This window comes from Kitasatospora sp. NPDC057198 (assembly GCF_042670125.1).
In the GTDB taxonomy this organism is placed as follows: Bacteria; Actinomycetota; Actinomycetes; order Streptomycetales; family Streptomycetaceae; genus Kitasatospora.
The window spans coordinates 1-13,448 of sequence record NZ_JBHUWH010000198.1 but is presented as its reverse complement, the minus strand read 5'-3'; the positions used below and the strand labels follow the sequence as shown (position 1 = coordinate 13,448).

Below are 13,448 nucleotides of genomic sequence, written 5' to 3'. Positions count from 1 at the left end.
GGCGGCGTGGGTCGCCCGCGGCAAGGCCGCGACCTCCAATAAGGTCTGACCCCCGGTAGGCCGACGGCCTTACACCGCAAGGCCGGGGTCCGGGCGCGGACCCCGGCCGTTCCACGCGACACCGCAGTTCCAGGCCTGTCTGACCACAGGCTGTCGGCGGACAGGAGCAGCTCCCATGCGACACCGTAAAACACCGTTCATCTTCGGGTTCCTCGTGGTGCCCGTCGCGCTGTACATCCTTCTGGTCATCTGGCCCTACCTGCAGACCTTCGGCTACTCGCTGACCGACTGGTCGGGTGCCTCGTCCGAGATGAACTTCATCGGACTGGACAACTACACCAAGCTGTTCCAGGACAGCGCCTTCCTCGGCGCGCTGCAGCACAACCTGCTGCTGCTGATCGTGCTGCCGCTGGCCACCATCCTGCTGGCGCTGTTCTTCGCCTTCATGCTCAACGTGGGCGGCCGGAGCAGCACCGGCGGCGTGCAGGGCGTGCGCGGCTCGGCCTTCTACAAGGTCGTCTTCTTCTTCCCGCAGGTGCTCTCGGTGGCGATCCTGTCGGTGCTCTTCCAGGGCGTGTACCGGACGGACAAGGGCGGTCTGCTCAACGGCGTCCTGATCTCGCTCGGCATCGTCGACGAGCAGCACCCCTGGGACTTCGCGTCCAACCCGACCTTCGGCCTGTGGTGCGTCATGGGCGTGATCATCTGGTCCGGCGTCGGCTTCTACCTGGTGCTGTTCTCGGCCGCCATGCAGAGCATCCCGAAGGACATCTACGAGGCCGCCATGCTGGACGGCGCCAAGCGCGGCACCACCTTCTTCAAGATCACGCTGCCGCTGCTCTGGGAGAGCATCCAGACCGCCTGGGTCTACCTCGCGATCGCCGCGATGGACGCCTTCGCCCTGGTCTCCACGATGACCCCCGGCGCGTACTACGGCGGTGGCCCGGACCACCACAGCGAGATCATGGCGACCTTGCTGATGCGCAACTTCATCACCTTCGGCAAGGCCGGTTACGCCTGCGCCATGGGTGTGGTGATCTTCTTCATCACCCTGGTCCTGTCCGTCGTCTCGCTCCGGGTCACCCGGCGCGAGAAGATCGAGTTCTGAGGTTCCCGGCATGAGCACCAACACCGACGCGACCACCGGCATCCCGGCCCAGCGCAACGGCGGGAACGACAAGCCGCGCAAGCCGGTCAAGGAGCAGCGCTTCGCCGACGGCGGGGGAGTCCTCAACGTCTTCTCGCACGGCTTCCTGGCCCTGTGGGCGGTCCTGATCATCGGCCCGCTGATCTGGATCATCCTCGGCTCGTTCAAGAACAACGCCGAGATCGGCGACAGCGCCTGGAGCTGGCCCTCGCACTGGGGCTTCGACGCCTTCACCCGCGCCTGGAACAAGGGCATCGGCGACTTCTTCGTCAGCACCGTGATCGTGCTGGCGGGTTCGCTCACGCTGACCATGCTGCTCGGCTCGATGGCCGCCTACGTGCTGGCCCGGTACGAGTTCCGCGGCAACCGGGTCATCTACTACTTCTTCGTGGCCGGCGCGATGTTCCCGGTCTACCTGGCGCTCGTCCCGCTGTTCTTCATGATGAAGAACCTCGGCACCGTCATCCCCTGGCTCGGGCTGAACCAGTACGCCGGCCTGATCCTGGTCTACACGGCCTACTCGCTGCCCTTCACCGTGTTCTTCCTGCACTCGTTCTTCCGGTCGCTGCCCAGCGCCGTCCACGAGGCCGCGATGATCGACGGCTGCTCGCACACCCGGGCGTTCTTCCAGGTCATGGTGCCGATGGCGAAGTCCGGCCTGATCAGCGTGTTCATCTTCAACGTGCTCGGCCAGTGGAACCAGTACCTGCTGCCGCTGACCCTGATGCAGCAGCAGAGCAGCAGCGACCCGGACCGCTCGATGCTGGCCCAGGGCCTGATGAACCTGGCCCAGCAGTCCGGCTACGCCAGCGACTTCCCCGGCCTGTTCGCCGGCATGACGATCGCGATGCTCCCGGTGCTGGTGGTGTACCTGTCCTTCCAGCGGCAGGTCCAGGCGGGCCTGACCTCGGCCACCCTGAAGTAGTCGCAGCACCCTCGCGCCCGGGGCAGCTCCCTCTCCGGAGGAGGGAGTTGCCCCGGGCGCGTTGTCGGGAGCCGTTAGCGGGCGTCGCACTCCTGGGCCCGCAGCGCCCGGGCCAGGTCGTCCCGGCACTCCAGCACCAGCCGGCGCAGCGCCGGGGCGGCGTCCGGGTGGGCGGCCAGCCAGCCGTCGGTGGCCGCCAGCGTCTCGGCGGAGGTCCGGTAGCGCGGGAAGAAGCCGCCGACGATCCGCATCGCGATCTCGATCGAGCGCTCCGCCCAGACCGATTCCAGCACCTCGAAGTACCGTTCGGCGTAGGGGGCGGTCAGCTCCCGCTGCCCGGCCTGGTTGAAGCCCGCGATCCGGGCCTCCACCAGGGCGTTGGGCAGTTCGTCGGAGTCGACCACCGAGGCCCAGGCGGCGGCCTTGGCCTCCGGGGTGGGCAGCGCGGCCAGGCACTGGTTCTGCTGGCGGCGGCCGCTGGCGGTGTGGTCGCGGGCCAGTTCGGCGTCCAGTTCCTCGGCGGTGGCCTCCCCGTGCGCGGCCAGTGCCAGCCAGAACGTCCAGCGCAGTTCCTGGTCGACGTCCAGGCCGTCGATCCGGCCGGTGCCGTCGAGCAGTCCGCGCAGCAGCCGCAGGTGGTCGGCGCGCTCGGCGGTGTCGGCCAGGAACCGGGCCCAGGCCAGCTGGTGGTCGCTGCCGGGGGCGGCCTGCGACAGCTCGCGCAGCGCGCACTCGGCCAGCGCGGCGGCGTACTCGGCGCGCCGGGCCGGGTCGGCGTACACCGCCAGCGCGGCGGCGGCCTGCTGGTGCAGCGACTGCAGCACGCCGACGTCGGACTCCCGGCCGGCGAAGCGCAGCACCAGGTCGAGGTAGTCGCGGGTGGGCATCAGGCCGTCCCGGGTGAGGTTCCACACCGCGGACCAGGCCAGCGCCCGCGCCAGGCTCGGCGCGTCCGGGCCCGCCTCGTCGGCGAGGCCGCCGAGGGAGGTGCGCAGGGTCTCCAGCGAGCGCTCGTCGAACCGGACCTTGCAGTACGTCAGGTCGTCGTCGTTGACCAGCACCAGCGCGGGCGCCGGGCGCCCGGCGGCCGCGGCGACCACGGTGCGCTCCCCGGCGGCGTCCAGCTCGTAGCGGTCGGTGCGCCGCAGGGCGCCGTCTCCGGTCAGGTCGTACAGGCCGACCGCGATCCGGTGCGGGCGCAGCGGCGCGCCGTCCTGGCGGACCGCCAGTTCGGTGATCCGGCCCTCGGCGTCGTACGCCAGCTCGGGGGTCAGGGTGTTGACGCCGGAGGTCTGCAGCCAGGCGGCGGACCAGGCGCGCAGGTCGCGGCCGCTGGTCTCCTCCAGGGCGTCCAGCAGGTCGTCCAGCACGGTGTTCCCGTAGGCGTGCTTGCGGAAGTAGCCGCGGGCGCCCTCGAAGAAGGCGTCCGCGCCGACGTAGGCGACCAGCTGCTTGAGGACGGCGGCGCCCTTGGCGTAGGTGATGCCGTCGAAGTTGAGCTTGGCGTCCTCGAGGTCGCGGATGTCCGCGGTGATCGGGTGGGTGGTGGGGAACTGGTCCTGCCGGTACGCCCACGCCTTGCGGCGGTTGGCGAAGGTGATCCAGGCGGAGCGGTACCTCGTGCCGGCGCCGATCTGCGCGTAGGAGCCCATGAAGTCGGCGAACGACTCCTTCAGCCACAGGTCGTCCCACCACTTCATGGTGACCAGGTCGCCGAACCACATGTGGGCCATCTCGTGCAGCACCACGTTGGCCCGGGACTCGTACGCGGCCTCGGTGACCTTCGAGCGGAAGACGAACTCCTCGCGGAAGGTCACGCAGCCCGGGTTCTCCATCGCGCCGATGTTGTACTCGGGGACGAAGCACTGGTCGTACTTGCCGAACGGGTACGGGTAGTCGAACTCCCGGTGGAAGAAGTCCAGGCCCTGCTTGGTGACGGTGAGGATCTCGTCGGCGTCGAAGTGCGCGGCGAGCGAGCGCCGGCAGGTGGCGGCCAGCGGGATCTCCAGCACCGTGCCGTCCGGCAGTTCGCGCGAGTAGTGGTCGCGCACCACGTGGTACGGGCCGGCCACCACGGCGGTCAGGTAGGTGGAGATCGGCCGGGTCGGGGCGAACTCCCAGGTGCGGGCGTCCCCTTCGCCGGTGACGCGCTCGTGCACCGCGTTGGCGTACACGTCCCAGGCGGCGGGGGCGGTCACGGTGAAGGTGAACGGGGCCTTCAGGTCCGGCTGTTCGAAGTTCGCGAAGACCCGGCGGGCGTCGGCCGGCTCGTAGTGGGTGTACAGGTAGGTCTCGCCGTCCACCGGGTCGGTGAAGCGGTGCAGGCCCTCGCCGGTGCGGCTGTACGCGCACTCGGCGACCACGGTCAGCTCGTTGTGCGCGGCCAGCACCGGCAGCGCCACCCGGGTGCCGTCGAACACCTCCGCCACGTCCAGCGCGATGCCGTTCAGCTCGACCGAGACCACCTCGGGGGCCAGCAGGTCGGCGAAGCTGGTCGCGCCCGGCTCGGCGCAGTCGAAGGAGATCCGGGTGGTGGAACGGAAGGTGGGCCGGCCGGGGTCGGCCGCCGCACTGACGTCCAGGTGGACGCGGTAGCTCTCCACCCGGATGATCGCGGCCCGGTCGCGGGCCTCCTCACGGCTCAGGTTCTTGCCCGGCACGTCGGCACTCCTCTGTACGGAACACACGGTTTTCGGAGTGTTCATGGCACTCCGTCGGGGGCATCCTTTCACGCCGTCCGGCCTGTGCCATTGCACTGGGGGAGGAATCAACCCGGGCCGTCCGCCGTTGCACCCCGGGGGAAACCCCCGACCCGCCGACCCGAAGGGCGCCGTCAGTGACGACCGCAGACTCCCGCAAGATCGCCGACTTCTGGTTCGACCCGATCTGCCCCTGGGCCTGGATGACCTCCCGCTGGATGCTGGAGGTCGAGAAGCTCCGCCCGGTGGACACCCGCTGGCACGTGATGAGCCTGTCCGTCCTCAACGAGAACCGGGACGACCTGCCCGAGCAGTACCGCGAGTTGCTGGCCGCCGGCTGGGGCCCGGTCCGGGTCCTGACCGCCGCCGCGCAGGCGCACGGCGACAAGGTACTCGGCCCGCTCTACACCGAGCTCGGCACCCGCTTCCACAACCAGGGCCTGCCCAACAACCGCGAGACGATCGTCGCCGCGCTGCGCGCCGCCGGCCTGCCCGAGGAGCTGGCCGACGCCGCCGACACCGACGCGCACGACGACGCGCTGCGCGCCTCGCACGCCGAGGGCATCGGCCTGGTCGGCGAGGACGTCGGCACCCCGGTGATCGCCGTCGACGGCCCGGACGGCGACCGCGTCGCCTTCTTCGGCCCGGTCGTCACGCCCACCCCGCGCGGCGAGGCCGCCGCCCGGCTCTGGGACGGCACGATCCTGGTCGCCTCCACCCCCGGCTTCTACGAGATCAAGCGCACCCGCACCGCGGGCCCGTCCTTCGAGTAGCCGCCCGCAGCCGCGCCCGCCGGAGCCCCGGAGACCGTCGGCGGTCCCCGGGGCTCCGCCGCGTCAGGCCGCGGCCGGCCGGCGCCCGCGCAGCGCGCCCACCACCGCCAGCAGCAGCGTCAGCCCGGCGGTGAAGTACAGCTGCACGCGGTTGGCGGAGTCCAGCGTCATCAGCGCCAGCACCGCCAGGATCGCGGCCAGCGCCAGGTAGGTCAGGTACGGGAACGCCCACATCCGGACCGGGAGTTCGGCCGCCGACAGGTGCCGCCTGGTCCGCAGCTGGGCGACGCAGATGAACCCCCAGACCACCAGCACCGCCGCGCCCACCATGTTCAGCAGCCAGGAGAAGACGGTCTCCGGCCACCAGTAGGACAGCAGCACCGCCAGGAACCCGAACCCGCAGGAGGCCAGCACCGCGCGGCGCGGCACGCCCCCGGAGATCCGGGACAGCGCGCGCGGCCCGTGGCCGCGGGCGATCAGCGAGTGCGCCATCCGCGAGGAGCCGTAGATGTTGGCGTTCATCGCGGACAGCAGCGCGATCAGCACCACCACGTTCATCACCTGCGCGGCGCCCGGGATGCCCAGCGTGTCCAGCACGGCGACGTACGGGCCCGGCCGGACCACCGCCGGGTCGTCCCACGGCACCAGCGTGACGATCACCGCCATCGAACCGACGTAGAACAGCGCGATCCGCCACATCGCGGTCCGCACCGCGACCGCCACGCTGCGCCGCGGGTCCTTCGACTCGGCGGCCGCGATGGTGACGGTCTCCAGGCCGCCGTACGCGAAGACCGAGGCGAGCAGGCCGGTGACCAGGCCGCTGGTTCCGTTCGGGAGGAAGCCGCCGTGGCCGGTCAGGTTGGACAGGCCGGGCGCCGGGGTGCCGGGCAGCAGGCCGCAGATCGCCAGCACGCCGATCACCAGGAAGGCGGTGATGGCCAGCACCTTGATCGCGGCGAACCAGAACTCGAACTCGCCGAAGTTGCGGACGGCGGCCAGGTTGGTCAGGCAGAAGAAGGCCATGAAGACCGCCACCCAGGCCCAGGACGGCACCGCGGGCAGCCAGCCGGAGACGATCCCGGCCGCGCCGATCGCCTCCACCGCGACGCCCACGCACAGCAGCACCCAGAACAGCCAGCCGACGGTGAACCCGGCCCAGCCGCCGACCTCCCGCTCGGCGTGCACCGAGAAGGAGCCGGAGGCGGGGCGGGCGGCGGACATCTCGCCGAGCATCCGCATCACCAGCATCACCAGCAGCCCGGAGGCGGCGAAGTCCAGCACCACGGACGGCCCGGCCGCGGCGATCCCGGAGCCGGAGCCGACGAACAGCCCCGCGCCGATCACGCCGCCGAGCGCGATCATCGACAGGTGGCGCTGCTCGAGACCGTGGGACAGGCCCGCGTCCTCGGCGGCCGGCTCCCGGGCGGGCACGGTCTCGGGGGAGGGGGTGCGGGGCATGCGGCGATTCCAGACTGTTCGACTGATTGGTGATTTTCAGGTGGGTCTGTCCACTATTCGGCAAGGGATGTGGAGCTCCCAGGCGGTCCCGCCATCCGGACCGCGATGTGACGGACGGTCGCCGCAAGAGTACCCAGGGTGCCGGTGAGGGCCCGGTCACAGGCCGGACCCGACAAGCCGGGGCGGTCCGCTTTTGTCACGGCCGACGCGGCGCGAAGCACCTGACAGCGCGTAGGTTCACAGGTGATCACCGCACCGAGCCGACGAAACCCCTGGGAGCAGCCGTGGCCATCTCCGCGCCGATACCGTCCACCGCCGTCCTCGCCGACCTGCTGCCGCAGGCGTCCACCCGGTTCGGTGCCCGCGCCCGCGACCTCGCCCTGGTGGCCGGCGGCGCCGCGCTGACCGGCCTGGCCGCGCAGCTCTCGGTGCCCGTCCCCGGCTCCCCGGTGCCGGTGACCGGCCAGACCTTCGCCGCGCTGCTGGTCGGCACCGCGCTCGGCGCCCGCCGCGGCGCCGCCGCGCTCGGCCTCTACCTGGCCGCCGGCACGGCCGGCCTGCCCTGGTTCGCCGAGGGCACCTCGGGCGCGGGCCTGGCCACCCTCGGCTACGTGATCGGCTTCGTGGTCGCCGCCGCGCTGACCGGCGCGCTGGCCCGCCGCGGCGCCGACCGCAGCCCGCTGGCCACCGCCGGGGCGATGGCGCTCGGCAGCCTGGCCATCTACGCCGTCGGCGTCCCCTACCTGGCCTTCGCCCTGGACGTCCCGCTCGCCAAGGCCGCCCACCTCGGCCTGTACCCGTACCTGGTCGGCGACGCGCTCAAGATGGTGCTCGCGATGGGCGCCCTGCCGCTCACCTGGAAGCTGCTCGGCCGCCGCTGACGCAGCGTCACCACCACCGGGTCCGCGCCCCTGCCGGGGAGCGGGCCCGGCGGCATGTCACACTCGTGGTCATGCGCGTCTACCTGGGCTCCGACCACGCCGGATACGAACTGAAGAACCACCTCGTCGAGTGGCTGAAGGGGGCCGGGCACGAACCGGTCGACTGCGGCCCGCACATCTACGACGCCGAGGACGACTACCCGCCGTTCTGCCTCCGGGCGGCCGAGCGCACCGCCGCCGACCCCGAGGCGCTGGGCGTGGTGATCGGCGGCTCCGGCAACGGCGAGGCGATCGCCGCCAACAAGGTCAAGGGCGTCCGGGCCGCCCTCGCCTGGAGCGAGCAGACCGCCGCCCTCGGCCGCGAGCACAACAACGCCAACGTGATCTCGATCGGCGGCCGGATGCACACCGTCGAGGAGTCCACCAAGTTCGTCGAGGTCTTCCTCAACACCCCCTACAGCGGCGAGCCGCGGCACACCCGCCGGATCGACATGCTGTCCGAGTACGAGACCACCGGCGAACTCCCGCCGATCCCGGCCCACCACCCGCAGGGCTGAGCCGACGGGGGCGCCCGCCCGGCCGCCCCCGCCGCCGCGCTCAGAGCCCGTGCGCCGCGCTCGGAACCCGCCCGCCGCACTCAGAACCCGTGCGGCAGCCAGGGTTCCAGGCCCGAACGGAACGCCGCCGCGGCCGGCTCCAGCGCCCCCGGCCGCAGCTCCCGCACCAGGCCCGCCGCGGCCAGCGCCGCCAGCGAACCGCCGCCCAGGTACACCGAGCCCAACTCGCGGACGTCCAGCGCCAGTTCGGCCGGATCCCCGGTCCGCACGCAGGAGGCCGGCCCGCCCGGCGCGGCCGTCAGCCGCCAGCGCCCGGCATTCCACGGGCAGAACGCGTCGGTCACCTCCAGCACCACGTCCACCGCCGCCGGGTAGCCGCGCGCCGCCAGCGCCACCGGCAGGTCCACCAGCCGCAGGTACATCCCGTCCACGATCCGCGGCAGCAGGTGCCGGACGTCCGACACCAGGTGCAGCAGCGCGTCGTCCACCGGCAGGTTGTCCGCCTCCACCCGCTCGGTCAGGTCCAGGTCCAGCAGGAACTCCCACAACCGGGCCGCCACCCAAGGCCGTTCGGCCTGCACCACCCGCACCCGCACCACCCCGGCCGCGCCCCGGTCGGTCCACTCCGGCTTCACCGCGTACCGGGCGTAGCCCAGCAGTTCGCCGCTCTCCGCGTCCTCGGCCAGCACGCACTGCAGCGGGGAGAACCCGGCCCGCCCGGACGGCACGTCCAGCACCGGCACCGCCTCCCAGCCCGGCCGCCGCAGCAGGGTGCCCGGCCGGACGGCGGCCAGCCGGGCGTACAGCTCCTCGCAGCGCGGCAGTTCGGCCACCGGGTCGGCCAGCCGCAGCACCGCCTCGCCGTCGCGCTCCGGGGTGTGCACCCGCACCCGGCCGCGCAGCATCGACACCGACGCCCTGCGGGTGGCCGGCCCGTACCCGAACCGGCCGTAGATCACCGGCTCGGAGGCGGTCAGCACCGCCAGCGGCTCCCCGGCCGCCCGCACCCCGTCCAGCTGGCGGCGCATCAGCGCGGTCAGCGCGCCCCGCCGCCGGTGGGTCGGCAGCACCCCCACCGCGACCACCCCCGCCGCGGGCACCACCGCCCCGCCCGGCACCACCAGCCGGAAGTCGAACGACCCGCCCCCGCCCACCAGTCGGCCGCCGGACCAGACCGCCAGGGTGCGTTCCACGCCGATCAGCCGCCGCCACAGCTCCCGCTCCTCCGAAGACTCCTGGTCGCCGCCGAAGGCCACCTCCACGGTCCGGTACCAGGTCTCCCACTCCTCGGCGCGCAGCGGCCGGACGGTCAGCTCGGGGTGTCGAATCGTCATGACGCCTCCCTATCACCGGCCCCGGCCCGGACGGGCGGACATCCGCGCCGCCCCGACGTGTCCCCGGCGGCCGAAACCCGGCTTCCGCCGCCCCCGGTGCCACCCGGCCCGTCGACGCGGACACCGGCGGTGGATAAGGTCGGTCCCCATGGCCGGCAGCGCGCGTCCCAGTGCGACGGGCCGGGGCGGCCGACCGTCCCGCGAACCCGTGACGGCCCGGCTGCGCGCGGCGCTGTACCGGGCCCGGCGCAGGCTGCGCCGCACCGGCGTCGACTATTTCCGCGGCGACGGCGCCGACTGGTGGGCGTTCGCCGCGCTCGCCCTGGTCGTCCCGCTGCTGGTGCTGCTCAACATCCTCGCCCCCGACTGGGCCCCGCCCACCGCCCTGGTGCTGCCGGTCCTGGCCGGCGCGCTGCTGCTGCGCCCCGGCACCCTGGTGCTGCTGTACGCCGTCGCGGCGGGCGGCCTGATCACCGAGTCCGTGGTGCACACCGGCGAGCAGCTGGCCAGCGACCTCCCCGCCGCCTACCGGCACGGCGTCACCCCCGGCGCGGCCCTGGTGGTCGGCGCGGTCGGCGTCGCCGGGCTGCTGGTCGCCCAGTTCCGCCGCCGGATCGGCGTGCCCTGGCGCGGCGGCTCCACCATGCTGTTCGACCTGCGCGAGCGGATCCGGGTGCAGGGCCGCGTCCCCCGGCTGCCGGACGGCTGGCACACCGACACCGCGCTGCGCCCGGCCGGCGGCCAGTCCTTCTCCGGCGACTTCATGGTCGCCGCCCGCACCGGCCCCGGCCGCCGGGTGCTGGAGGTCGTCCTCGCCGACGTCTCCGGCAAGGGCATGGACGCGGGCAGCCGCGCCCTGCTGCTCTCCGGCGCCTTCGGCGGGCTGCTCGGCTCGCTGCCCGCCCACGACTTCCTGCCCGCCGCCAACGGCTACCTGCTGCGCCAGGACTGGGCCGAGGGCTTCGCCACCGCCGTCCACCTGGTCCTCGACCTGGACAGCGGCGAGTACGAGCTGCTCTCGGCCGGCCACCTCCCCGGTATGCACCGGCTCGCCGGGGCCGGGCACTGGGAGGTCAAGGAGGCCGAGGGCCCGCTGCTCGGCGTCTACGACGGCGCCAAGTTCGAAGGCGTGCGCGGGACGCTGGGCCCCGGGGACGTGCTGATGCTGTGCACCGACGGCATGGTGGAGATCCCCGGCCGGGACTTGGGCGAGGGCATGGACCGGCTGATGGGCGAGGCCGACCGGCTGGTCGCCACCACCCCGGTGGCCGGGCGCTCGGGCGCCGCGGTCCGGCTGATCGACAGCGTGGCCAAGCACGTCAACGACGACCGCGCGGTGCTGCTGGTCTGGCGCCGCTGAGCGCCCGAGCACCCAGTGCCCGAGCACCCAGCGCCCGAGTACCCGAGCGCCCGAGTGCCGCCGGGAGCCGCGCCGGAGGCCGTTCGCGGGGGCGCCCGCGGGGCGCGCGGGTGCGCGGGAACGGTGCGCGAGAAGTGCCCACGGAGTGTCAAACCCGGACGTTGATCTTCGGCCAATTCCACCGGCCCGCCCGGACCGCGGGCGGATGCCCGGCCTGCCTGCCGCTTTGCCGCCGCCACCGCGGCGGAGCCCGTCCCGCCGACGGTCCGTCAGAACCCGTCCGCTATCGTCACGGACGGCGAAAATCAGTCCCAGCACGCGGGTTGGGGCCCCGGGCGACGGGGCAAGTCCTTTACGCACTCCGCACGAGCGACCACACTGAGTCCGGATGGAGTGGTGGGGACACGGGGGGCAGGGGCCGGTTTCCGCCTGGAGCCGTCGCCGGTTCCGACCCGAATCCCCGCCACGAATCGAGGAAGTGAGTCCCGGTGGCCTTCTCCGTCTCCGCCCTGGTCCTGTTCGGCATCATCGTCGCCATCTTCATCCGCAACAAGCAGTTGAAGACCGGCCACGCCGTCATGGCGGCACTGTTCGGCTTCATGCTCAGCCAGTCGAACATGGCAGCCCCGATCACCCAGTTCCTCCAGTCGGTCTCCAAGGCGATCTCCGGCATCGCCGGCTGACGCCCCGTCCGACCTGCTCGGGGAACGCGTTTCGACGGACGGGAGTCACCCCCGCGCCGTCCCAAAGTCCTGCCCGCGGGTGACCAGGGTCACCCATGTCGTCACGCCAGGTCAGCGCCCGTACCCGCACGGTGGCCGAAGTCGCCCATCGTGCTCGGTTCGTGGGCGCACCGTCATGATCCCGTACGCGCACCGCAGCCCGCCGGCGGCAGAGCGTGACCTGGTGGACCGTCAGCCCCCTCCCGAGCCCGGGGACGGGGCTTTTCGGCGCTTGCCAGCTCCGCGAGCCGTGGGTTTTGCTTCCTCCGCAGCCCGGACATCGACCGGGCTGGCCGCCGAGCGGAACGCCTAGTCCTGCCGCCGCCCGGTGCCGACCAGAGACCACGCCACGGCAGGAGCGGGGGAACCACAGGTAGTACGCCGGACCCGGAACGCACGGGGACGGCTCGGGGTGAAGCCGCGCAGCACGCGGCCGGGCAACTCTCGCCCGAACCCGACAGCTCACCTCGCAGGCGTCGGAGAGGAACAGCTTCATGTCCGCTCAGGGCAAGCACCGCAAGCCGCGCCTGGCCACCGTCGTCCGCATCGCCATCGCCGCCGGCGTCGCCGGCGCCGCGGTCGGCCTCCCGGTCACCGCCGCCTCCGCGCACACCGCCGACCAGCACGACGGCGCCCGCCAGTGGGCCCAGGTCTCGGTCGACGCCACCCCGGTCGCCGACACCGGCGCCGGCACCGCCGAGCAGGCCGCCGCGCAGACCTACCGGGTCGCCTCCGGCGACACCCTCTCCAAGATCGCCACCGCGAAGAACGTGGACGGCGGCTGGGAGAAGCTCTACCAGGACAACCGCTCGGTCATCGGCGGCAACCCGGACCTGATCTACCCGGGCCAGCAGCTGACCGTCAACGGCGGGGCCGCTGCGACGACCTCCGCCGACACCGCCCCGGCCGCCGCGGCCGCCGCCACCCCGAAGGCCCCGGCCACCTCGGACACCGGCACCGCGAAGGCCCAGACCCAGGCGAAGGCGCAGACCCAGGCGAAGGCCCAGACCCGGACGCAGACCCAGACGCAGAAGTCGACCACCTCCTCGTCCTCCTCGTCCTCGTCCGCCGCCAAGTCGTCGACCGCGACCACCTCCACCGCCTCCGGCAGCGGCTCCTCCGCGAGCTCCTCCTCCGGCTACGTCGCCCCCGCGCCGGGCAGCGTCACCACCGGCTACAAGGTGGCGGGCTCCAGCTGGTCCAGCGGCTACCACACCGGCATCGACTTCCCGGTCGCCACCGGCACCAGCCTCAAGGCGATCGCGGCCGGCACCGTGGTCTCGGCCGGCAACGGCGGCGCCTACGGCAACCAGGTCGTCATCAAGCTCGCCGACGGCAAGTACGCCCAGTACGCGCACCTGTCCTCGATCTCCGTCTCGGCCGGCCAGTCCGTGACCGCGGGCCAGCAGATCGGCCTCTCCGGTGCCACCGGCAACGTGACCGGCCCGCACCTGCACTTCGAGATCCGCACCACCCCGGACTACGGCTCCGACATCGACCCGGTCGCCTACCTGGCGGCCCACGGCGTCAACGTCTGATCCCCGGCACCACTCCCCGGCACCACCCCGAAGGCCCCGCGGTCCGCTGCGCGG

The 13,448-nt window shown here is 72.8% G+C and carries 11 protein-coding genes and 1 riboswitch; of the genes, 8 read left to right on the top strand and 3 right to left on the bottom strand.

Annotated features, from left to right (window positions below):
- The first annotated feature begins 175 nt into the window (after nucleotides 1-175).
- Nucleotides 176-1,108: a carbohydrate ABC transporter permease gene (locus ACFUEL_RS21945; protein ID WP_380238203.1), complete on the top strand. Its 933-nt coding sequence runs from the start codon at nucleotides 176-178 to the stop codon at nucleotides 1,106-1,108.
- Between the two features lie 10 nt (nucleotides 1,109-1,118).
- On the top strand, nucleotides 1,119-2,072 hold the full coding sequence (locus ACFUEL_RS21940; protein WP_380238202.1) for a carbohydrate ABC transporter permease: 954 nt from the start codon (nucleotides 1,119-1,121) through the stop codon (nucleotides 2,070-2,072).
- Between the two features lie 74 nt (nucleotides 2,073-2,146).
- Here the strand turns inward: ACFUEL_RS21940 and pepN are convergent, their stop codons facing one another.
- Nucleotides 2,147-4,732 (bottom strand): aminopeptidase N, encoded by a 2,586-nt coding sequence (pepN, locus tag ACFUEL_RS21935; protein WP_380238201.1) that lies wholly within the window; start codon nucleotides 4,730-4,732, stop codon nucleotides 2,147-2,149.
- Between the two features lie 176 nt (nucleotides 4,733-4,908).
- On the opposite strand from pepN, the gene ACFUEL_RS21930 reads away from it, so the two are divergent.
- Nucleotides 4,909-5,544, top strand: coding sequence for a disulfide bond formation protein DsbA (locus ACFUEL_RS21930; RefSeq protein ID WP_380238200.1), 636 nt, complete (start codon nucleotides 4,909-4,911; stop codon nucleotides 5,542-5,544).
- Nucleotides 5,545-5,607: 63 nt separating this feature from the next.
- On the opposite strand, the gene ACFUEL_RS21925 is transcribed toward ACFUEL_RS21930, so the two are convergent.
- Entirely contained in the window at nucleotides 5,608-7,002 is a 1,395-nt protein-coding gene (locus tag ACFUEL_RS21925; protein WP_380238199.1) for an amino acid permease, read from the bottom strand.
- A gap of 284 nt (nucleotides 7,003-7,286) precedes the next feature.
- Between ACFUEL_RS21925 and ACFUEL_RS21920 the strand changes: the two genes are divergently transcribed.
- Nucleotides 7,287-7,883, top strand: coding sequence for a biotin transporter BioY (locus ACFUEL_RS21920; RefSeq protein WP_380238198.1), 597 nt, complete (start codon nucleotides 7,287-7,289; stop codon nucleotides 7,881-7,883).
- A 71-nt stretch (nucleotides 7,884-7,954) separates the two neighbouring features.
- A complete protein-coding gene (locus ACFUEL_RS21915) occupies nucleotides 7,955-8,440 on the top strand; it encodes a ribose-5-phosphate isomerase (protein WP_380238197.1) in 486 nt (161 codons plus the stop codon).
- Nucleotides 8,441-8,520: 80 nt separating this feature from the next.
- On the opposite strand, the gene ACFUEL_RS21910 is transcribed toward ACFUEL_RS21915, so the two are convergent.
- Nucleotides 8,521-9,774, bottom strand: coding sequence for a GNAT family N-acetyltransferase (locus ACFUEL_RS21910; RefSeq protein WP_380238196.1), 1,254 nt, complete (start codon nucleotides 9,772-9,774; stop codon nucleotides 8,521-8,523).
- Between the two features lie 148 nt (nucleotides 9,775-9,922).
- On the opposite strand from ACFUEL_RS21910, the gene ACFUEL_RS21905 reads away from it, so the two are divergent.
- The 3 genes from ACFUEL_RS21905 (at nucleotide 9,923) to ACFUEL_RS21895 (ending at nucleotide 13,394) form a co-directional block, all read left to right on the top strand.
- Entirely contained in the window at nucleotides 9,923-11,134 is a 1,212-nt protein-coding gene (locus tag ACFUEL_RS21905; protein ID WP_380238195.1) for a PP2C family protein-serine/threonine phosphatase, read from the top strand.
- A gap of 488 nt (nucleotides 11,135-11,622) precedes the next feature.
- A complete protein-coding gene (locus tag ACFUEL_RS21900; protein ID WP_344550069.1) occupies nucleotides 11,623-11,817 on the top strand; it encodes a hypothetical protein in 195 nt (64 codons plus the stop codon).
- Between the two features lie 408 nt (nucleotides 11,818-12,225).
- A riboswitch (cyclic di-AMP (ydaO/yuaA leader) is annotated at nucleotides 12,226-12,345 on the top strand.
- Between the two features lie 5 nt (nucleotides 12,346-12,350).
- Nucleotides 12,351-13,394 carry a peptidoglycan DD-metalloendopeptidase family protein gene (locus tag ACFUEL_RS21895; RefSeq protein ID WP_380238194.1) on the top strand — a complete coding sequence of 348 codons (1,044 nt, stop codon included), beginning with the start codon at nucleotides 12,351-12,353 and terminating at the stop codon, nucleotides 13,392-13,394.
- The last annotated feature ends 54 nt before the right edge of the window (nucleotides 13,395-13,448 follow it).

Excerpts from the sequence above, each read along its gene's own strand:
- ACFUEL_RS21910 (WP_380238196.1), bottom strand. The coding sequence starts at position 9,774 with ATGACGATTCGACACCCCGAGCTGACCGTCCGGCCGCTGCGCGCCGAG.
- ACFUEL_RS21905 (WP_380238195.1), top strand. The coding sequence starts at position 9,923 with ATGGCCGGCAGCGCGCGTCCCAGTGCGACGGGCCGGGGCGGCCGACCG.
- ACFUEL_RS21945 (WP_380238203.1), top strand. The coding sequence starts at position 176 with ATGCGACACCGTAAAACACCGTTCATCTTCGGGTTCCTCGTGGTGCCC.
- ACFUEL_RS21925 (WP_380238199.1), bottom strand. The coding sequence starts at position 7,002 with ATGCCCCGCACCCCCTCCCCCGAGACCGTGCCCGCCCGGGAGCCGGCC.
- ACFUEL_RS21895 (WP_380238194.1), top strand. The coding sequence starts at position 12,351 with ATGTCCGCTCAGGGCAAGCACCGCAAGCCGCGCCTGGCCACCGTCGTC.
- ACFUEL_RS21915 (WP_380238197.1), top strand. The coding sequence starts at position 7,955 with ATGCGCGTCTACCTGGGCTCCGACCACGCCGGATACGAACTGAAGAAC.
- ACFUEL_RS21940 (WP_380238202.1), top strand. The coding sequence starts at position 1,119 with ATGAGCACCAACACCGACGCGACCACCGGCATCCCGGCCCAGCGCAAC.